This is a genomic window from Rhizobium sp. CCGE 510 (assembly GCF_000292525.1).
Taxonomy (GTDB): Bacteria; Pseudomonadota; Alphaproteobacteria; order Rhizobiales; family Rhizobiaceae; genus Rhizobium.
Genome location: NZ_AEYF01000035.1, coordinates 65,792 through 78,668, shown reverse-complemented (window position 1 = coordinate 78,668; position 12,877 = coordinate 65,792). Strand labels below are relative to the sequence as shown.

At 62.4% G+C, this 12,877-nt stretch carries 10 protein-coding genes; 5 read left to right on the top strand and 5 right to left on the bottom strand.

The window, feature by feature from the left end:
- Position 1: 1 nt before the first annotated feature.
- The 4 genes from RCCGE510_RS16610 to rpsU form a co-directional block, all read right to left on the bottom strand.
- Positions 2-484, bottom strand: coding sequence for a DUF992 domain-containing protein (locus tag RCCGE510_RS16610; RefSeq protein WP_007631755.1), 483 nt, complete (start codon positions 482-484; stop codon positions 2-4).
- A gap of 61 nt (positions 485-545) precedes the next feature.
- Complete coding sequence (locus tag RCCGE510_RS16605; protein WP_007631754.1) at positions 546-2,198, bottom strand: sensor histidine kinase; 1,653 nt, start codon at positions 2,196-2,198, stop codon at positions 546-548.
- Positions 2,199-2,546: 348 nt separating this feature from the next.
- Positions 2,547-3,413 carry a tetratricopeptide repeat protein gene (locus RCCGE510_RS16600; protein WP_007631753.1) on the bottom strand — a complete coding sequence of 289 codons (867 nt, stop codon included), beginning with the start codon at positions 3,411-3,413 and terminating at the stop codon, positions 2,547-2,549.
- Positions 3,414-3,547: 134 nt separating this feature from the next.
- Positions 3,548-3,760 carry a 30S ribosomal protein S21 gene (gene rpsU / locus RCCGE510_RS16595; RefSeq protein WP_007631752.1) on the bottom strand — a complete coding sequence of 71 codons (213 nt, stop codon included), beginning with the start codon at positions 3,758-3,760 and terminating at the stop codon, positions 3,548-3,550.
- 340 nt (positions 3,761-4,100) lie between these two features.
- On the opposite strand from rpsU, the gene RCCGE510_RS16590 reads away from it, so the two are divergent.
- Positions 4,101-6,272, top strand: coding sequence for an adenylate/guanylate cyclase domain-containing protein (locus RCCGE510_RS16590; RefSeq protein ID WP_007631751.1), 2,172 nt, complete (start codon positions 4,101-4,103; stop codon positions 6,270-6,272).
- Between the two features lie 4 nt (positions 6,273-6,276).
- Here the strand turns inward: RCCGE510_RS16590 and RCCGE510_RS16585 are convergent, their stop codons facing one another.
- Positions 6,277-7,305, bottom strand: a complete 1,029-nt coding sequence (locus tag RCCGE510_RS16585) for a FecR domain-containing protein (RefSeq protein WP_037078994.1) — start codon at positions 7,303-7,305, stop codon at positions 6,277-6,279.
- Between the two features lie 302 nt (positions 7,306-7,607).
- Here RCCGE510_RS16585 and RCCGE510_RS16580 point away from each other — a divergent pair, with 302 nt between their 5' ends.
- The 4 genes from RCCGE510_RS16580 to RCCGE510_RS16565 all read left to right on the top strand — a co-directional run bounded on the left by RCCGE510_RS16580 (position 7,608) and on the right by RCCGE510_RS16565 (position 12,852).
- Positions 7,608-8,861 (top strand): sarcosine oxidase subunit beta family protein, encoded by a 1,254-nt coding sequence (locus RCCGE510_RS16580; protein ID WP_007631748.1) that lies wholly within the window; start codon positions 7,608-7,610, stop codon positions 8,859-8,861.
- Between the two features lie 118 nt (positions 8,862-8,979).
- Positions 8,980-9,321 carry a sarcosine oxidase subunit delta gene (locus RCCGE510_RS16575; RefSeq protein ID WP_007631746.1) on the top strand — a complete coding sequence of 114 codons (342 nt, stop codon included), beginning with the start codon at positions 8,980-8,982 and terminating at the stop codon, positions 9,319-9,321.
- Entirely contained in the window at positions 9,318-12,311 is a 2,994-nt protein-coding gene (locus tag RCCGE510_RS16570; RefSeq protein WP_007631744.1) for a sarcosine oxidase subunit alpha, read from the top strand. The genes RCCGE510_RS16575 and RCCGE510_RS16570 overlap by 4 nt, the downstream gene beginning before the upstream one ends.
- Positions 12,304-12,852: a sarcosine oxidase subunit gamma gene (locus RCCGE510_RS16565; protein ID WP_007631743.1), complete on the top strand. Its 549-nt coding sequence runs from the start codon at positions 12,304-12,306 to the stop codon at positions 12,850-12,852. The genes RCCGE510_RS16570 and RCCGE510_RS16565 overlap by 8 nt, the downstream gene beginning before the upstream one ends.
- Positions 12,853-12,877: the final 25 nt, after the last annotated feature.

Here is a 12,877-nt window from a genome sequence, read left to right as displayed (position 1 = left end):
CTCAGGTTTCACCCGGCACCAGCGTCATCTTCTCAACGCCGATCGCGAGGTTCAGCCCTTCCTGGGCCTGAACATTCAGCGGCTGCAGCATGAAGGCCTTGTTCGTGCCGCCGGCGATCACCTTGGCGCCGGCCCCGGCCCCGACGCTCGCATCGGCACCGATGCCGTAATATTCGCCGGCCAGCGCGAATTGCGGCACATCCGTTCCGGTTTTTGCCAGTACCTGCCAGATCATCACGCTCTTGCCGGTCTGGCCGATATCGATGCCGAATTTCTCGATTTTGCCTGCATAGACCGCCTTGGCACCGCCCGATGCCGGCGTATAGGTGCAGATGAGGTTCTTCTGCGAGGTGACGATCAGACCTTGGCCGCCATCCGATCCGCAGATTAGACGGCCAAGCGTGACAAAATTTTCCGCGCCCGCCTGATTTGCCCAGGCAGCGACCGCCAGAGCCGCCGCGGCGATCATGGTTTGCTTGAACATGGTCTTTCTCCTTTGAAACGACCTGTTCGAAACGGGTAGAGGTGGCGATTGTTCCTGGGGGTTATTCCCGTTGCAGCGTCGCGCGCTGCGCCGTCAGCACCCACAACAGGCCTTCGGGCCGAAAATCGACCTGCACCGTGCCGCGGAAGGCGGAGGCGGCATGGGCCTTGATAACAGTGGTGCCGAAGCCCGAGCGCGATGGCTCTACGACCGGCGGACCGCCGCGCTCCTCCCAGGTGAAGCGGAGCAGGGCGTCCGGCTTGTCTTCTTCCGTGACATCGCGCCATTCGAAGCGGACACGGCCTTGCGGGACGGACAGCGCACCGTATTTCACCGAATTGGTGGCGAGTTCATGCAGCGCAAGACCGAGATTCTGTACGGCATCCGGCTTCAGGACGAAATCTTCACCGGTGATGTCGATCTGTTCGCGCGATTGTGGGAAGGCCTGCAGGTGGATGTCGACCACCCGCCTGAGCGACACGCCTCCCCATTGCTCGCTGGTCAGAAGCTCGATCGAACGCACCAGCCCCTCCAGGCGGTCGGCGACGGCGGCCTGGAAGGTCTCGACGCTGTCGGCTTGTTTGGCGAGCTGCCGCATCATCGCCTGGGCTAGCGTCAGAAGATTTTTAGTGCGGTGGACGAGTTCATGCATGACGAAGCGCAGCCGGTCCTCGGTCTGACTGCGATCGAAGGAGGCGTTCGACAGGGCGATCGCCACCTGGTTGGCCTCGATGACGCTGGTTTCGACCGGCGAGACGATATGGCCTTCGCCCATGCGGTTGGCCATCTCGGCAATATCGCGGATGGTGGTGCGCACTTGCCTTGCGACGGCATAGGCGGCGAGCACGGCGACGAGTACAAGGGCCACGCCGCCGATGATGAGGAAACGCCAGGTGCTGAGGATCGACGCCTGAGCGATTGGTCCCCAGATCACCGTTTTCCACGACCAGCCGGGAATCCTGGCATAACCAAGCAGCATGTGCGGCAGGATCGCCTCGTCCTGAAAGACGCCGCGTGGAGCGGTGAACGCCGGCAGGATGCGCGGATCGAAGGGTGTGCCAGGTTCGAGATTTGCAGGGCCGGTCGCGGCGACCACGTGGCCGCTCTGATCGATGACGGCAGCCGACCAGCCAGGGGCAAGGCCCTCGGTTGTCACGAGCTTGCTCAGATCCTTGGCATCCTGGGTGATGATGAGGGCTGCGACGGGATCGTTCGTCCGCGGCAGGGTGACGTTATAGACCCAGTCGCCACTGATGCGGCCGCGAAAGACGTCGGAAGCCTCGATTCGACCGGAGGTCATGACCGACTGGAGGGCGGTGATGTTTGCTATCTTGCCCAGCGGCGTGTCGAACGCCCGGCGCGTGTTCAGCAGTTGCTGGCCATTGCGGTCGACGGCGATGACGAACAGCGTATTGTCTCGGAGGGCGGTTTCCGTGCGCTCGTGGAAGGCGGCGAGATTGCCGTTTTCGAGCTCCGGCGAGCTCGAAAGCAACCGCAGCGTCGTCGCCATGTCCTGAAGCTGGCGGTCGATGATCCGCGAAAGGGCGAGCGCATCCTGGGCCGTCTCGCGCCGCAGCGTCGAACGCTGGTTGTCTTCCAGCTGCAGCAGAAGCAGCGTCACGAAGGCGAAGATCGGCAGTGCGATCGCCACCGCCATGGCGACGAGGTAGGTGCCGATTGAGGCCTTGGGAAAGAACAGTGCGAGGATCTTCATTTGTCGCGCCACGTCCAACGCGCTGGCGACAGGTAACGGAGGTCGCGAGCGGTCAGGAAAGCAAAGATCCGCATCTCTCGCAAGCCGCCCCCAAGATGTTTCCAACGCCCGATAGCAGGCTATCGAAGCAGCGCCATGTTAGGGGGAGCAAGAGCAGGTTGCAACATACTATGATATGTCATCCAGGACGACGAGCCGTGCGGCGGCCGATCTTGCGGCCGCCCAACTGATGTCCTCAGACCAGGATGATTTTAGGCCCGGTTGGCCTAAAATCTGAACTACTGTCCTAAATTAAAGAGTCAGAGCGTGGTGTCAGAGAAAACCGCTCACACTTTTCGGCATCATGCTCTAGCCGGCTGACGCGCCGACGCGGGCGAGACCGTCGCGAGCCGGCTGGTACTTCGGATCGAGGCCGACGGCGTGGCGATACGACCGGACGGCCTTCGCCTTGTCGCCGCGGCGTTCGTAGATGAGCGCCTGGTTGGCCCAGGATTCGGCAATATTGCCGTTGAGTTCGATCGCGTGGTTGAAATCTGCAAAGGCGTTGTCGTTGTCGTTCAGCGCGATATAGGAAATGCCGCGGCCATTATAGGGCTCGGGCGAATTCGGCGCGAGTGAGATCGCCTTCGAGAAATCGTCGATCGCCTTGTCCTGCTGATTGCGCTTCTGATAGATCAGGCCACGATTGTGATAGGCGCGGCCATCGGTGGTGCCGAGCTGGATCGCCTTGTCGAAATCGTTGAAGGCCTGATCGTCCTGGCCGGCCATGCGATAGACATTGCCGCGGCCGATGTAGGCGACGTCGTAGCTCGGATTGATCTGCAAGGCGGCATTGTAATCGCCGATCGCCTGGGACTGCTGACCCATGTTGCGATAGACCAGGGCACGATTGGCGTAGGCCTGGAAAAACCGTGGATTGATCTGCAGCGCCGTGTTGAAATCGTTCAGAGCCTGACGAAACTGGCCGGCGCGGCCATAAGCGGAGCCACGGACATTGTAGCCTTCGGGATCCTTGGGATTGGCGTTGATGACCGCCGTCAGCGAGGCGATATTCTCTTCCGAGCCCTGCGCCTTGTCGATGCGGATCACGGCATCCGTGGTATTGGTCGTTTCGCAGCCGGCGAGGCCGAACATTGCGGCCAGCGCCATAGCCGGCAGGAATGCGGTTTTCTGCAAGCGCAAAGCGCGGGACGGATTGAAGGTGTTGACAGCCATTCGGGCTCGCTTTCCCCATGCGGCATACCCGGTGCGCGGATATGCGATCCTCAGCGGCAAACTAAAAAAGGCGGCGGCGAACCCATCGCCCCCGCCACAATGCATCTGAAAACGTCGAAAAAACGACGGAACGCTCAGTGTGCGACCAGACCTTCGCGCTGGGCGCGCTTGCGGGCCAGCTTGCGAACGCGACGAACAGCCTCGGCCTTTTCGCGAGCACGCTTCTGCGACGGCTTCTCGTAGTAGTCACGCATCTTCATTTCGCGGAAAATGCCCTCGCGCTGCATCTTCTTCTTGAGAGCGCGGAGAGCCTGATCAACATTGTTATCGCGGACAAGTACCTGCACGAGAATCACGTTCCTTTGGTTGGTTGATGCCGGCGGCGGCGCAGCGCCAGGGGCAAAAAAATAACGTTCGCGCGGCCGCAGCCTTGCGATTGGTGATGCGAGATAGCAGATCGGATATCGGAAGTCCAGATGGATATCGGGAGCGGGCAAAAAATCGCGATTGCCCCTATCCGCCCACGATCCGGCACCTTGGCGGCGACTTCGTCGAGCGCGGCGATCATCTCCTTGGGGGCCATCCTGACCCGGAGGCGATCGGCACCCGGAATGCATGTGCGAATGGCGTTTGGATCGAAAGCGGCGTAGCCTGCCGACAGGTGCGGAGGGGACACCCGGTGAGATCATGACGCGCGTCCAGCAAATCGGTGTCGCTATCGGCCTGGCGATCGTGGCTATGCTGACGATCCTGCGGGCAGACGATCCGGGGATTTTCAAGCTGATCCGCGGCGTGACTTTCGACGAATATCAGCGCCTGGTTCCCCGGACCTTCGAGCCGATGCCGGTCCGCGTCATCGACATTGATGAGGCCTCGTTGCGCGAATTCGGTCAATGGCCATGGCCGCGGGATCGGATGGCCCTGCTGGTGGACCGGCTTTCCGCGATGGGCGCTTCGGCCATTGCCTTCGATATTCTTTTCGCCGAGCCGGACCGGCTGTCGCCGCGCAATGTTGTCAGCGAGGTTGCAGGCGTCGATCCTTCCCTTGCCGAGAAACTGCCTGATAATGACGAAATATTCGCCCGCTCGATTGCCGAGAAGCCTGTCGTACTCGGCTTCGGCCTTTCCAATGAGGGCCATTACCGGCCGCCTGTGAAGGCGGGTTTCGCCTTCACAGGCGAAAGCCCCGTCTCGGCTCCTCCCTATCTCGGCGCCTCGACGCCGCTCAGGCCGCAATTGGAGGCCAATGCGGCGGGGCTCGGCCATATCAGCCTCAACCCCGGCAACCCTTCGCCGGTGGTGCGGGCGGTTCCACTGTTCCTGACCGACGGCGAGCAGCTCTATCCAAATCTCGCGATCGAGGCCCTGCGCGTTGCGCAGGGGGCGTCGACCTATGTGCTGTCAGGTGCGCCCGATCGCGCCGGCATCATGACATCGGCGAAGATCGGGGATTTCGTCGTGCCGCTGACAGCGGTGGGCGAACTCTGGCTCTATGTCAGCCCCGACCGGGCTGAGCGGTACATATCCGCTCGGCAGGTGCTTGCGGCCGAGGGGGCTTCTCCCGAGGTCGCGGCTGCCGTTAACGGCAGCATCGTCTTCGTCGGCACATCGGCGGCCGGGCTCCAGGACATCCGTGTCACCGCGCTCGGCGAGAACGTTCCCGGCGTTTCGCTGCATGCGCAGGCCGTGGAGCAGATCCTCTCCGGCCATTTCCTGTCGCGGCCCGACTGGGCGGACGGGCTGGAAATCCTGGTCATCGCGGTGCTCGGATGCCTGCTCGTCGTGGTAACGACCTTCGTCAGCCCGGCCGTCGCGCTGATCTGCGGCCTGTTGGCTACGGCAATGGCGCTCTTGGCATCCTGGTTGTCGTTTCTTTATGCCGGGCTTCTTTTCGATCCGCTGGCGCCAATCGTCAGTGGATCGATCATCCATTTTGCCGCGACCTCATTCAAGATCCTGGTGATCGACCGGGAGCGACGGGCGGTGCGGCGCGCCTTCGGGCATTATCTTTCTCCATCGCTGCTTCACCGCATCGAGCATACCCGCGATGCATTGCGGCTCGGCGGCGACGACCGTGAACTGACGGTCATGTTCGTCGATGTCAGGAACTTCACGGAGATCAGCGAGCGGCTGGCACCGACCGATGTCGTCGCCTTCCTGAACACGTTGCTCGACGCGCTGAGCCGCCATGTGGTGGCCAATGAGGGCACGCTCGACAAGTTCATCGGCGATTCGATCATGGCGTTCTGGAATGCGCCCATCGATGTGGCCGATCATCAAACCAAGGCGGTCCGCGCAGCGCTTGCCATGCGTGAAACGCTCGCCGAATTGAACGCCGGCGACGCCTTCGGCTTCGGACCCGGACAGGAGGTAGGGATCGGCATCGGCATTCATACCGGCCTTGCCTGCGTCGGCAATATGGGCGCCAAGACGCGCTTCAACTATTCGGCGGTCGGTGATGCCGTCAACGTCGCGGCGCGGTTGGAATCATGCTGCAAGGAAGTCGGCTTCGATATTCTGATATCCGACAGCACGGCAAGGTCGGTGCGGGGGATGGCGCTGATCGAGGCTGGCGCCATTCCGCTCAAAGGAAAGAGCAGTCGAACGCAGATCCTTGCCGTCGTCGGCGACGAACGTGTCGCCGGATCGGCCGAGTTTTCAGCCCTTGTCGTTACCCACCAGCAGCTGATGCAGGCCCTGTTTGCGCATTCGAAGAACACCCGCAAGCTTATCGGCGCGGCAAAGCTCAGGGCGGCGGGGGTGATCGACGGCCTGGCGGAATTCTATCAGCGGTTATCCGGCAGGACCGATCATTTTCGCGAGCCGAATGATCGTTTCGAGAACAGCGCGGCCGATTGAAGGGTCAGCGGTTGTGATTGAAACCCCGGCCTCTGTCGTGGTGCCGATCCCTGTCGTGATCGCGATCGCCATCGTGGCCGCGGTTGTGCTCTTGATGATCCTGGTCATTCCGATGATGCTGGTCGTGGTTTGCGGGCCGGTCGTGATCATCATGCCCGTCATGCCTGTCGGGGCGATCAGGCCTGTCATGATGCGGCCTGTCGTGATCTGGTCGGTCGTGATCGGGCTTGTCGTGATGCGGCTTGTCCGGCTTGTTCGGCCGCTCCTTCTGCGGCTCGGCCTGCCTTTGCGGCGGGTCCTGCCTTCGCGGAACGGGCGCAATCGCGGGCGGAGGCGGTTTTCTGTCTTTTCTCTCCGGCGCGGCCGATGCCATATTGCAGCCGCCGAGCATGCCGATGCCGCCTGAAAGCCGCTGATTGCCGGAGAGGAAGGGGAGCGCGCGGGGATTTCCGAGCGTTTCGAGAATGCTGGGATCGACCCGGCCTGCTGCCGACATATTGCCGTTCGGTTTGGCCACCACGCAATCGCAGCGCTGCTGCAACTGCCGGCAGCCGCCGGGGCCGCAAAACCGGGCCGCACCATTCAACAGGACGATGGCGGTCGTGCCATCAGGGCCGACGTAGAAATCAAAAGCGGTGCCGCGCACGCCGATCGTGCCGGCGGGCGTCAGGATCTGGTAGGCCGAGGAGTTGGAACTGCCGCTCACCCAGCGAAACGTGCCCTTTGCCGCTCTGATGGTCAGTTTCTTGACTGATTGCGAATCATCGAAGACATATTTGTCGATCACGACCGACGAACCCCAGCCGACTGCGAGCTTCGTGCCGTCCCGGAACAGGAACTGGCCAAGCCCCGATGGGGATGTCTTGATGCGTTCGTTGCGATGGACGCTGGTGTCGACTTCGATGGGGCCGCTCTCTCCCGTTACCTCGGTCTTGATGACGACAGCCTGGCCGACCGGCTCGGCGGCGAATGCCGGTTGCGCGAGGGCAACCACAATGCAAAACGCCTGGAGTAATGAACGCCGACCCCACATGATACAGGAACCCCGGGAATACAGGGTGAATTAACATTTTAGTAACTGCTTGTCTTCTCGCCCACTTGGGCTAGGACCGGGCCAGCGGTTCCCGGCGAAAGGTCGGTTTTGCCTCATCCTGCCGAACAGCCTTCGGAAGCGGCACACTATGTCGTGCGAAAACCGCGCGGATTTTCGACATCATGTCGCTTAGTGTCAAAAGCAAAGCTCTTACGCGTCGCAAAACAACCGTTGTGCCGCATTTGGATTTGCGATTTGTATGGGCACGGAGAACAGCCCTTTCCCGAAGGAGAACAAGGCGGATGCGGAAATATTCGGTTTTTGCCGTGGCGAGGGAGGCCCTTCGTGGCCACAAGGGCTGGGACAAGCAGTGGACTTCGCCTGAGCCGCGCGCTGAATATGACGTCGTCATCATCGGCGCCGGCGGCCACGGGCTGGGTGCTGCCTACTATCTCGCTAAGGAGCACGGCATCACCAATGTGGCGGTGATCGAGAAAGGCTGGCTCGGCGGCGGCAATACCGGGCGCAACACCACCATTATCCGCTCGAATTATCTCTACGAAGAGAGCATGCACATCTACGAGCATTCGATGAAGCTCTGGGAAGGGCTTTCCCAGGAGCTCAACTACAATGTGATGTATTCGCCGCGGGGCGTGATGATGCTGTCGCACAATATTCACGACCAGCAGTCGTTCAAGCGGCATATCCATGCCAATAGGCTCTACGGCATCGACAATGAATGGCTGACACCGGAGCAGGCGAAGGCCTATTGTCCGCCGCTCGATATTTCGGCCAGCGCGCGTTATCCGATCAACGGCGCAGCACTGCAGCGGCGCGGCGGCACGGCGCGGCACGACGCGGTCGCCTGGGGTTATGCGCGCGCGGCCTCAGACCGCGGGGTGCATATCATCCAGAATTGCGAAGTGACCGGCATCCGACGCGGCCCCGATGGACGCGTGACCGGGGTCGAGACCTCGCGCGGCTTCATCGGCGCCAAGAAAGTCGCCGTTTCGGCGGCCGGCCATACGACGACGATCATGAAGATGGCTGATGTCCGCGTGCCGCTGCAATCGAGCCCGCTGCAGGCGCTGGTCTCCGAGCCGTTGAAGCCGATCTTTCCGTGTGTCGTCATGTCGAACACGGTGCATGCCTATATCTCCCAGTCCGACAAGGGAGAGCTCGTCATCGGCGCCGGCACCGACCAGTATAATTCCTATTCGCAGACCGGGGGTTTGCAGATCATCACCCACACGCTCGACGCCATCTGTGAGCTCTTCCCGATGTTCCGCCGTGTCAAGATGATGCGGCAATGGGGCGGCATCGTCGACAATACGCCGGATCGTTCGGCGATCCAGTCGAAGACGCCGGTTCCCGGGCTCTACGTCAATTGCGGCTGGGGCACCGGCGGCTTCAAGGCGACGCCGGGCTCGGCCAATCTCTTCGCGCATCTGATTGCCCGCGACGAGCCGCACAAATTCAATGCCGGGCTGACGCTGGAGCGTTTCCGCAGCGGCCGGCTGATCGACGAGGCGGCGGCGGCGGCGGTGGCGCACTGATGACGAATACCATCTCGCTTCCCGCTCGGATGCTCGCTTTTTTCGTCGCTCACCCCCTCATCTGCCTTTCAGGCGCCTTCTCCCCGCTGGGGAGAAGGGGAGGAGAAGGAAATCACACATGCTGCTGATCCATTGCCCCTACTGTCAGGAAGAGCGCTCCGAGCTTGAATTCCGCGGTGCCGGTGACGCGCATATCGTGCGGCCCGCCGATATCGCCTCGATCTCGGACGAGGAATTCGAGGCCTATTTCTTTCTGCGCGACAATCCGAAGGGGCTGATCTTCGAACGCTGGCGGCACATCCATGGCTGCGGGCGCTTCTTCAACGCGGCGCGCGATACGGTGAGCGACAAGTTCATAGTGACCTACAAGGCGGGTGAACCGAAGCCTGAGATCGGTGCGGCGGCGGCGCGGCATGCGCCTGTCGAGACATATGAAGCCGTGGAAGGAGAGGCGCAATGAGCGGCGTGAACCGTATCGTCGGCAAGGGCCGCCTGACACCGGCCAAAACAGCGCGCTTCAGCTTCGACGGCAAGACCTATACGGCGCTCGAAGGCGATACCGTCGCCTCGGCGCTGATTGCCAACGGTGTGCATCTTCTGGGACGTTCGTTCAAATACCATCGAGCCCGCGGCATTCTGTCGGCAGGGGCCGAGGAGCCGAATGCGCTGATCGACGTCGCCCGCGATACGGCGCGCAAGCAGCCGAACGTGCGCGCCACCGTGCAGGAAGTTTTCGACGGCATGATCGTCAGCTCGCAGAACCGTTGGCCGTCGCTTGCCTTCGACGTCGGCGCGGTCAACAACCTGATGTCGCCGTTCTTCGCTGCCGGTTTTTACTACAAGACCTTCATGTGGCCGCGTGCCGCCTGGAAACATGTCTACGAACCGATCATCCGTCGCGCCGCAGGCCTTGGCGTCGCGCCGACGGAGGAAGATCCCGATCATTATGCCAGCCGTTATGCCCATTGCGACGTGCTGGTGGTTGGCGCCGGCCTTGCCGGCCTTTCAGCGGCGCTGGCGGCTGCCGAGAGCGGCGCCAGGGTGATCCTGTGCGACGAGCAGGCGGAAGCGGGCGGGGCGTTGCGTTACGATACCGGCGTGACGATCGACGGACAGGACGGCAACAGCTGGGCGCAGCAGGCCGTGACTCGCCTGAAGGCGATGGACAACGTCGAAGTCCTCACCCGCACGACCGCCTTCGGCTACTACAACCACAATTTCGTCGGTCTTGCCGAGCGCGTCACCGATCATATCGCCAAGCCTTCCCGCGATCTGCCGCGCGAGCGGCTATGGCAGGTCCGGGCCAAGCGGGTGATTCTGGCCACCGGTGCGATCGAGCGGCACATGGTATTTCCGAACAACGACCGGCCGGGCATCATGCTGGCCTCGGCCGGGCGGATGTATCTTAATCACTACGGCGTCGCCGTCGGGGCCAAGGTCGGCATCTATACGGCGCATGATTCGGCCTATGAGGCGGCCTTCGATCTGAAACGATCCGGTGTGTCGATCGCCGCCATCGTCGATAGCAGGCAGGCGCCGGGAGCGGCGGTGCTGGAAGAGGCGCGTGCGCTCGGCATTGATGTTCTGGCCGGCCAGTCGGTCGTCAACACGTCGGGGCGGCTGCGCATCTCATCGATGACGGTGGCGCGCAACGGCGGCGGTTCGCCGCGCAAGATCGCGGTCGATGCGCTGCTGGTTTCGGCCGGCTGGACGCCGTCCGTGCATCTGTTCTCACAGTCGCGCGGCAAAGTGGCCTTTGACGCCGAAAGCCAGCGTTTCCTGCCTGGCTCCTATGCGCAGGACTGCCTCTCGGTCGGCGCCTGCAACGGCACCGACGATCTGCAGCGGACGATCGAGGAATCCCTTGCCGCTGGCGAGCTGATGGCGCAGGCGACCGTCGGAAGCAGCGGCGAGAAGATCGCAATTTCGGCCGAACAGGCCTATGACTGGACGGGCGGCATGATCGGCGCTTCCGAAGGCGCCGGGCCGAAGACCAACGCCAAGGCCTTCATCGATTTTCAGCACGACGTCTGCGCCAAGGATATCCGCCTTGCCGTGCGCGAAGGCATGCATTCGATCGAGCATATCAAGCGCTTCACGACCAATGGCATGGCTTCGGACCAGGGCAAGCTTTCCAACATGCATGGCTTGGCGATTGCCGCCGAAATGCTCGGCAAGGAAATCCCGCAGGTCGGTCTCACCACTTTCCGTGCGCCCTATACGCCGGTCACCTACGGTACGCTGATCGGCCATTCGCGCGGTCCCCTGTTCGATCCGACGCGCAAGACGCCGCTGCATGGTTGGGAGGAGGCCCACGGCGCGGTCTTCGAGGATGTCGGCAACTGGAAGCGTGCTTGGTTCTATCCGCGGGCGGGCGAGACCATGCATCAGGCGGTCAACCGCGAATGCCGGACGGCACGCGAGACGGCAGGCATCTTCGACGCCTCGACGCTCGGCAAGATCGAGGTGGTAGGGCCGGATGCGGCAAAGTTCCTGAACCTGATCTACACCAATGCCTGGGATACGCTGAAGCCCGGCAAGGCCCGCTACGGCATCATGACCCGCGAGGACGGCTTCGTTTATGACGATGGCGTTGTCGGACGGCTGGCGGACGACCGTTTCCATGTAACGACGACGACCGGCGGTGCGCCGCGCGTTCTCCATCACATGGAAGATTACCTGCAGACGGAATTTCCGGATCTGAAGGTATGGCTGACCTCGGTGACGGAGCAATGGGCTGTCATTGCCGTGCAGGGACCGAAGGCGCGCGACATCGTCGCGCCGCTGGTCGAAGGGCTCGATCTTTCGAACGAAGCCTTCCCGCATATGAGCGTTGCCGAGTGCATGGTCTGCGGCGTGCCGGCACGGCTCTTCCGCGTCTCCTTCACCGGTGAAACCGGCTTCGAAATCAATGTGCCGGCCGATTACGGCCAGTCGGTGCTCGAAGCGGTCTGGGCCAATGCCGAGCCGCTCGGCGCCTGCGTCTACGGTACCGAGACGATGCACGTACTGCGCGCCGAGAAGGGGTACATCATCGTCGGGCAGGATACCGATGGGACCGTGACTCCCGATGACGCCGGACTTTCCTGGGCGGTCTCGAAGAAAAAGACGGATTTCGTCGGCATTCGCGGGCTGAAGCGGCCGGACCTCGTCAAGGATGGACGCAAACAGCTCGTCGGCCTTATCACCAAAGACCCGAAGCTGGTACTCGAAGAAGGCGCACAGATTGTCGCGAGCCCGAACGAGCCGAAGCCGATGACCATGCTTGGTCACGTCACATCGGCTTACTGGTCGGAAAATTGCGGCAGGTCGATCGCCTTCGCGCTCGTCGCCGGCGGCCGGGCGCGCATGGGCGAGACACTCTATGTGCCGATGGCGGACCGAACGATCGCCGTCGAAGTGACGGATATGGTGTTCTTTGACAAGGAAGGAGGCCGCATCCATGGCTGATGTCGCAATTCGCAGGCCGGTGCTTGCCGGCCGTCTCGGCGGTTCCGCCACGGTGCGGCTGACGATGGCGCCGGCAGCGAGCCGTGTGGCGCTGCGCGCGCCAGCGGAATCGCTTGCAGCACTTTCCTCCGCGCTCGGTCTGTCCGTGCCGACCGCCCCGAAAACATCGGGCCGGGCCGGTGCCCGGTCGGTGCTCTGGATCGGGCCGGACGAATGGCTGCTGATCGACGAGGACGGCGCCGATCTGATGACGCTGCTTTCGGGCGTGGGCGCCGTGCATTCGGCGACCGACGTTTCTCACCGTAATCTGGCGATCATCGTCTCGGGACCGGGTGCGGAAAAGACGCTTGCCGCCGGCTGCCCGCAGGATCTGTCGTTGTCTTCTTTTCCGGTCGGAGCCGCGTCGCGCACCGTCTTCGGCAAGGCGGAAATCGTGCTTCTGCGCACGGATGAAAATACGTTCCGGGTGGAGTGCTGGCGGTCGTTTTCCGATTACGTCTTCGGGCTGCTGGCGGAAGCGGCAGAAGATGCGGGACATTAAGGCCGGGCTGATTCGGCTCGGTAGG

Excerpts from the sequence above, each read along its gene's own strand:
- RCCGE510_RS16610 (WP_007631755.1), bottom strand. The coding sequence starts at position 484 with ATGTTCAAGCAAACCATGATCGCCGCGGCGGCTCTGGCGGTCGCTGCC.
- RCCGE510_RS16605 (WP_007631754.1), bottom strand. The coding sequence starts at position 2,198 with ATGAAGATCCTCGCACTGTTCTTTCCCAAGGCCTCAATCGGCACCTAC.
- RCCGE510_RS16600 (WP_007631753.1), bottom strand. The coding sequence starts at position 3,413 with ATGGCTGTCAACACCTTCAATCCGTCCCGCGCTTTGCGCTTGCAGAAA.
- RCCGE510_RS16590 (WP_007631751.1), top strand. The coding sequence starts at position 4,101 with ATGACGCGCGTCCAGCAAATCGGTGTCGCTATCGGCCTGGCGATCGTG.
- RCCGE510_RS16585 (WP_037078994.1), bottom strand. The coding sequence starts at position 7,305 with ATGTGGGGTCGGCGTTCATTACTCCAGGCGTTTTGCATTGTGGTTGCC.
- RCCGE510_RS16580 (WP_007631748.1), top strand. The coding sequence starts at position 7,608 with ATGCGGAAATATTCGGTTTTTGCCGTGGCGAGGGAGGCCCTTCGTGGC.
- RCCGE510_RS16575 (WP_007631746.1), top strand. The coding sequence starts at position 8,980 with ATGCTGCTGATCCATTGCCCCTACTGTCAGGAAGAGCGCTCCGAGCTT.
- RCCGE510_RS16570 (WP_007631744.1), top strand. The coding sequence starts at position 9,318 with ATGAGCGGCGTGAACCGTATCGTCGGCAAGGGCCGCCTGACACCGGCC.
- RCCGE510_RS16565 (WP_007631743.1), top strand. The coding sequence starts at position 12,304 with ATGGCTGATGTCGCAATTCGCAGGCCGGTGCTTGCCGGCCGTCTCGGC.